Origin of the sequence: Curtobacterium sp. P97, from assembly GCF_023712445.1 — a bacterium.
Lineage (GTDB): Bacteria > Actinomycetota > Actinomycetes > Actinomycetales > Microbacteriaceae > Curtobacterium.
Genome location: NZ_JAMAYF010000043.1, coordinates 1 through 572 on the forward strand (window position 1 = coordinate 1; position 572 = coordinate 572).

1 protein-coding gene is annotated in these 572 nt (G+C 77.1%); it reads right to left on the reverse strand.

Features of this window, described 5'->3' with window-relative positions:
* Positions 1-100 precede the first annotated feature (100 nt).
* A partial coding sequence (locus M3677_RS16830) for an FUSC family protein (protein WP_368859919.1) occupies positions 101-572 on the reverse strand: 472 nt, incomplete at its 5' end.

The following is a 572-nucleotide window of genomic DNA, read 5'->3' on the forward strand; positions in this document are numbered from 1 at the left end:
GCATGGCTCTCCCTGGGTTCGAGGGGTGGGGACGCCGACGCCGGTTCTCTGGACGCAAGACCCTCCGTTCCTGCCCGTGGCCCGAGGGGGGTGAAACGCCTCAGTCGCGCACCCGGCGAGCCAGCACCGCGGCCAGCTCGGTCTCCCCGCGGGCCCGCGCAGCCAGCAGGCCCCACCCGAGGTCGGCGGTCCACCGGCCGCGGTGCAGCCACGCCGCGGTGCCCGGGGCGGGCCGCAGCTCGGCCCGGGCCGCCGTGGCCACCTCGTTCAGGGTGTCCAGCCGCGCGTGCAGCACGGCCTCGTCGACGGTGCCCTCGACCAGGCCCGCCGTCGCCCGCGCCGCCGCCGTCGAGACGCCGGGCAACCGCCGGCTGGCCGACCGCGGGAGCAGCAGCAGCCCGGCCGCGAGCGCCAGCGCGATGCCCACCAGGGTCTCCGCGAGCCGGGTCGTCACCAGCTCGGCGGCCGGGCTGCCCGGCACGGCGACGTGCACGAGCAGCAGCGACAACGGCGTGATGAACGACACCGCCAGCACGTACTGCTGGGTGACGAGCAGCTCGACCCCCACGAGC